We start from the raw sequence: 5,733 nt of genomic DNA, 5'->3' as shown, positions 1-5,733 counted from the left end.
AGCTTTGAGAAAAAAGACTCTTTAATGTTCTTTCAATTGTAGAAGCTGCATTGTATGCAGGGATTATCACACTAACTTTTATTTTAGACATCAGCATTACCTTCAAGCCATTAACTTATGATATATGATTTATAATCATAAACCCTTTCACGCTGTCTTACATACCTTCTGTAAAAAATTTTCGGGAAATGCAAAGCCAGAAATGCTTTGAAAGGAACCTCAGGCTTGCTCCAAACATTAGGATATGAATGCTTTAGCATTTCTCTTATCTTGTTGTTGCGCAATGCCATCCAGTAAACTTCATCATTGCCCTGCAAAATGAAATTAGACAGCATTTTTAATGTTTGATGCGATGTATAATACCTTTTTAAGAATGTCACTAGTTCTTTGTCATAGCTAATTCTATTTTCTTCCATAAAACTTACTGCCATTTTATACGTATTATCAGTAGAACAATCGTCCACAAGGATGACTTCGAAATTACGATGTGTTTGTTTCGCGAGAGATTCGAGCAATCTTCCTATGTGTTGTTCAGAATTATATGCGGGTATGATGACACTTACCCTTGAAGTTTCGCTCATCCGTTTTTGCCTCCTTGACGACCATGCCCATGAGGAGTCCAACGCTTCCCCAGATGAAAGGGATTATTTCCTCATTATAGGGGGCAACGTCCACCAAACCATGCAAGACATACACAAATAAAATAGAAAAGACGGCCCAAGTCATACTTTCATTGGAAACAGTCTTAAGTGATCGAATTGCAAGCCTAAAGCCAGAAAGTATAAGCCCAATAAAGGCAAAGCCTGCGATAAGCCCATGTGCAACTGCGCACTGAAAAAATATGTTGTGTGTATGGGCAAAATTTTCCGAGTTCAATGCTCCCATTTTCGCTAAAATCTCTTTACAAACAGGATTGAAATTACCGGACCCTATTCCCAAAAAAGGATGTTGTCCAAGGATCCTCAGCGATGCAGTCCAGACAGACTCGCGGTGATTCAATAAATTCATCCATAGGTCCTGAGGTATCAAATTTACAGCCTGCAATTTTGACAGAATCTGAGGGTCTAAAGCGACAGACAAGGCCCCGCCTAAAATAAGAACTGTTAATATGTACATTGAGTACCTTTTATCGGAAAGCAACATGACCAGAATTGTGCCCGCCATAAAAAGATGCGGTACTATATCTGAAATGGAGTACTTATAAACGCTAAATAACGCCCATAGCGCTAAAATGCAAGAAAACCACGATAAAATTCTTTTGTATTCAAAGCGTTCAATTAAAAAAACCACGTTTACGAGAGCTATCATCACAAGACCACTGAAAAAAACGTGCGTATGGGCAAATATGCCATGGTGATATCTATATATTTCATGATAATAAATTTCAGCAACTACTAACAATAAAAAAAGCCAAAGAGCAAGCCATCGGTGAGCAAGCATAAGTACTTCATCCAAATTGTAAATTCTTGCAACAAGATAGCCTAAAAGCATGTAAACTCCAAGAGAAAGGCCATATAAAGGTCCATCTAAATGGGTTAATTTGCCCCCAACCGCTAAATCGGAAATGATCACCATTACAATAAACAAAAGGTAATAAATCCAAACCCAATAACAACGATCGTCAGTGAAGAGATCTTTAAACATCCCGGGAGTTTTAATTGTTATCCAACATAACCATAAAACTAATAAAAGCATCGGCAAAGCCGTATATCCCACTCCAAACATCGAAATCCCCTGACTAATGAAAAAAACATGCATCGGCCATTTATCTTTAATGTAGCTCGTATTCATCAAATAAACCTCCAGTATTAAGATGTATTTGCTATCGCAAAGCTAATGTCTCAATGCGTCTTTGTAAACTTCTATTGTATTTTCAGACATCTTTTCTTTCGTAAATTGCTCGCTTCGCTTTAAGCTCATACCGCTTAATTTGGCTCTCAATTTTTCGTCTTCAACTGCTTTTTTAAGAGAATCGGCCAAACCGTCAATGTCTCCTACGGGAAGGAGTATCCCATCATCTCCTATAGCTTCTTTAACTCCTGGCTCAGCATATCCCACTATGGGCAATCCGCATGCCATTGCTTCAAGCAAAGATAAAGGGAACCCTTCCGCGTTTGACGGCACACATGCTATATCCAAAGACTTCCAAAATGGGAAAACCTTATCCGGTGGGATGAAGCCCGTAAAAATCACCTTGTCTGAGATGCCAAGCTCACCTGCAAGCCTTTTCATGTCGGGCAACAACGGCCCGTCACCCCCAAGTATCAATTTCACCGGAAGCTCATCACAAATTTTAGCGAAAGCCTTGAGTAAGTCAGCGTGACCTTTTGGTGCCTTAAAGGTGGCAAGAAGTCCAATACGAACGACCCGACCGTCCTTTGGAAACAGCGGGGCAGAACTTCTTGCACCTTTCATATCGATTCCGTTGTATACCACCCATGTATGTTCAACCCACGGCATGCCCTTTTTTACGTAATCTTCTACTGCTTTTGACACACAGATAATCTGCTTTTGTCTTTTATAATGTCTCGGCTTATGGTAGGAATGCATATGACATAACAGCCTTTTTCTCGAGTCAGGCGACAATAAAGGCGCAATGTAACCGCTTAACTTCGCCGCACGGCCCAAATGAACGTGGACTATGTCGCGCGTTTTAAGTGCCCTTGCAAAAAGTACAGGAGTAAAAGGTTCGTAGTCATTTAAAAAGGGGACAACCCTTATTCTTACCTCAGGCACTAGCTCTTGGCATAAAACAGAATTTTTCCTAACCCACACTTCTACATTGTGACCTGCATTTGTCAGCCCGTTCGCAAGCATCACCACGACTTTCTCCGCCCCGCCCCAACCGCCAGCATCGATGGCTTGAACGATCTTTAAAGGTTTATCTAGAACCTTTTTGTTTTCTACCATCGTCATACCTCCTTATTTGCAAGCAGCAAAGTTGCGGCTTCGAACAAAATCTGCGGGGTAATTCCCTCTGCGCACCATCGTTGTCCGCTGCAGGCCTTCATGTCCCTTCCCGGACAGGGAGAGCACTCAATTTCGGGATAAATGCTCCAAACACGTTCGCCCAGGGGCATAAATTTGTTGATGTGCGAAAGCAAGCTGATTACCAATGTCCTCGTTCCCAAAGGATATAAAGACCCAATGAAGTCATGGCCTGAAACGGATGTAGGCCATTGTTTTATTTTAGTTAACACAATATCACTTCTTTCTCTTTAAAGGCCATGCATCTTTGATATACTTCCAAGACTTTTCTTGTCATCTCTTCAACGGTCGGTATTTTACCGCTGTCGAAAAGTTGGGTAACCTTTCTTTCCGTTAATAAAACTTTGAGCGCCCTTCTCCAAGATATCTCGTTCCCAGGCTCCAGCAAAGATTCAGGGTTTAAACATAATTCTCGGACGGGAGGAAGATTCGATGCCAACACGGGAACGCCAATCTGTATTGCCCTCATCAAAGTCATACCCATTCCCTCCTCTAGGGATGGGAATAAAAAGCATGAACATCGGGCATGCCAATCGTCAGTATCGTCACGGAAACCCCTAAAACACACTTTCTCGCTTATGCCCAGTTCAGCGCTTAACTGCTCTAGCTCCGTTCGTTTCGGTCCATCTCCTACGACATCTAAAATCCAATTCCCCTTTACGTCCGCCAATGCCTTTAAAACGACCTGTAATCCCTTTCTTGGCGTTAACCGTCCTATGAATAGGAACTTAAAGGGGTCTTCTTCCAAGCTTCCCTGCCAGGTCTTTTCAGTAGGTAATAAGCCATTGTATATCACGAAAGCATTTTTAGGAAGGTAGGGCGCTAAATGATCTTTCACTGAACGGCTTACGCTTATGGTAGCTGATGCTTTTTTTAATGGAGCTAATACGCGAGAGTGCTTGAATGTATCATGCGTAGTGGCCACCCAAGGAACGTCTCCTTTACAGCTTGCCCACCAGGCGATCCAAAAGGGAACGCGAGAATGAGCGTGCAGGATATCCCAACCTTCTTTTTTAGCCCGCATGGCAATGCTCATGGCGCAAAAAAAAGCTGTGACCGGGTTTTTTGCGTGCACGGGAAGATGCCAAACTTTGACTTTTTCATCAAGATGACTTTCTAGCTTTCCTCCCTTTGTGACAAGGAGCACTTCATGGCCTTTCTCTGCCATCTCGTTGGAAAGCCACAAAACGTGGCGCTCTACCCCGCCCTCGTGAAACTCAGGAAGGATTTGCATTACTTTCAAGGGTTTGCCCATCGCTTCAACAATTTCTCCTCACAACATATGAAATTTAAAATATAGCAAGATTTAATTTTTTCGTGATATCGACTTAACAATACCCCATATAACGAAGTAAGCCGTTTTCGGTTTTTAAAAAAACGTCTTTCACCTAGCTTACCATATTTCTAATTTATTTCTAATTTTCAGCCATCAGTGTTCCGGGAATTACCGGCTTGGCCTTTCTTCATGCCTTCGGCCGACAAATTGCTCGCTATCCACTCTGCAGCCCTTTTGGCCTCACAAAATTCGAGGCCATGCTTGCCGGGCAAGCAGCTCAAGTCGGTTACGTCTTTAACCCAACGGGCAAGCCCGCGCTCACAAAAGTTGTCTATGGCACGGGTGAACTTAGGGATACCAAAAAGCCTCTTTGGAGTCAAAATTTTTCGCTCGACGTACGACAGGGCACTCGCTTCCAGGACTCTTTTGAAACTTTTTTTATGTTCCACAGGAAGCACGCCAGTGCAAAAACCTGCCGTTGCAGCCTCGGATATCATGGAAACGGAGTCTTCCGTAGCTAAAACATGCGTGACAATGCCAAATATGCCATACACCGGATTGTAAGGATCGCGGGAAGCTATGCACAAATACCTAATGCACGGATATTTTTCAGATAACGCTTCTAAGACTTGCTCCGTTCCACGGGAGGTGCGCCTCGAGGTGGTGACGTAAAGGTCCGCTCCTCCTTGGTAGGCAAGCTCCAACAGGGACCCCACATTTTCTTTTGCCCATTTTGGAGTTATTTGGTAATTGCCGTCGCTTCCACCCAAAAGAAGCCCGATTCGGATCCCGGAACGTGGAGGGTAAAGGCTGCTTAATTTTTGGGATTCCTCCTTTATCCTTTCGGCCGTCACGAAATTCGGGGCACCCAAGGTAACCAGCACTTTTTTTGAAGCCTTTGGGAAATCGTGATCAGGCACTATGGCAAAATCAAAGGGTTCTATGCCCAAAGCCGAAGGAGTCATTATCGTAATGCACTTGCCGCCGCACAGACGGGCCAGTGCAAGACAGTAAGGAGCCGGCAAGCTACCTGCAGATAAAAAAAGCGCATTTGGCGTGCTCGCGGTCGTTATTGCCTCTGATTTTCCCTCGTAAAAATCCGATTGATCGAGGGTCGCTTCCCATTTTGGAGCAGCTTTGTTTTCTTTTAATCTATCTAAAACCTCTCGTACCTCTTTTAAAAGGGGCTCACCGCCGGCACGGCGTAACCAGCGAAAGATCCCATGTTTATCCTGACCGGCCAGTCTTTTAGCTGACATCTTCATGATACAAAAGCGCTCAACAGGATAAAGAGGTTTTCTTGTCCAATTTAGTTTGACATTTTCAATTAAAAAATCGGGCCTAACTTCAAGCTCGTGCACATCGCATCCAGTAATTAGGGACAAAAAATGGGCGACGCCTCGGCTTTGGTTTATGTGACCGCGAATCCCGTCGCTTATTATAAAAATAACGCCAATTAGCCCTTTTAA

7 protein-coding genes are annotated in these 5,733 nt (G+C 43.4%); all 7 read right to left on the bottom strand.

Translation table 11 applies throughout. The features are described from left to right. Window positions 1-91: glycosyltransferase (locus Q7P41_RS12710; RefSeq protein ID WP_369693138.1), on the bottom strand; the 91-nt coding region annotated here is incomplete at its 3' end. A 19-nt stretch (window positions 92-110) separates the two neighbouring features. Further along, entirely contained in the window at window positions 111-581 is a 471-nt protein-coding gene (locus Q7P41_RS05210; RefSeq protein WP_303882714.1) for a glycosyltransferase family A protein, read from the bottom strand. Then, window positions 538-1,791: an O-antigen ligase gene (locus tag Q7P41_RS05205; protein WP_303882713.1), complete on the bottom strand. Its 1,254-nt coding sequence runs from the start codon at window positions 1,789-1,791 to the stop codon at window positions 538-540. The genes Q7P41_RS05210 and Q7P41_RS05205 overlap by 44 nt, the downstream gene beginning before the upstream one ends. 42 nt (window positions 1,792-1,833) lie before the next feature. After that, complete coding sequence (locus Q7P41_RS05200) at window positions 1,834-2,910, bottom strand: glycosyltransferase (RefSeq protein ID WP_303882712.1); 1,077 nt, start codon at window positions 2,908-2,910, stop codon at window positions 1,834-1,836. Between the two features lie 2 nt (window positions 2,911-2,912). Further along, the gene (locus Q7P41_RS05195; RefSeq protein WP_303882711.1) at window positions 2,913-3,200 is read right to left on the bottom strand and encodes a hypothetical protein; all 288 of its coding nucleotides are present in this window, start codon (window positions 3,198-3,200) and stop codon (window positions 2,913-2,915) included. Further along, entirely contained in the window at window positions 3,194-4,243 is a 1,050-nt protein-coding gene (locus tag Q7P41_RS05190) for a glycosyltransferase family 4 protein (protein ID WP_303882710.1), read from the bottom strand. Before Q7P41_RS05190 ends, Q7P41_RS05195 begins: the two co-directional genes overlap by 7 nt. 167 nt (window positions 4,244-4,410) lie before the next feature. Then, window positions 4,411-5,733: mitochondrial fission ELM1 family protein (locus Q7P41_RS05185; protein ID WP_369693137.1), on the bottom strand; the 1,323-nt coding region annotated here is incomplete at its 5' end.

The organism is Acetomicrobium mobile (assembly GCF_937920065.1).
The sequence above is the reverse complement of the archived record's forward strand: the minus strand, read 5'-3'. Positions and strand labels throughout refer to the sequence as shown.

Bases quoted from the DNA above. Each gene is read 5' to 3' on its own strand.
- Q7P41_RS05210 (WP_303882714.1), bottom strand. From the start codon at position 581: ATGAGCGAAACTTCAAGGGTAAGTGTCATCATACCCGCATATAATTCT.
- Q7P41_RS05205 (WP_303882713.1), bottom strand. From the start codon at position 1,791: ATGAATACGAGCTACATTAAAGATAAATGGCCGATGCATGTTTTTTTC.
- Q7P41_RS05200 (WP_303882712.1), bottom strand. From the start codon at position 2,910: ATGGTAGAAAACAAAAAGGTTCTAGATAAACCTTTAAAGATCGTTCAA.
- Q7P41_RS05190 (WP_303882710.1), bottom strand. From the start codon at position 4,243: ATGGGCAAACCCTTGAAAGTAATGCAAATCCTTCCTGAGTTTCACGAG.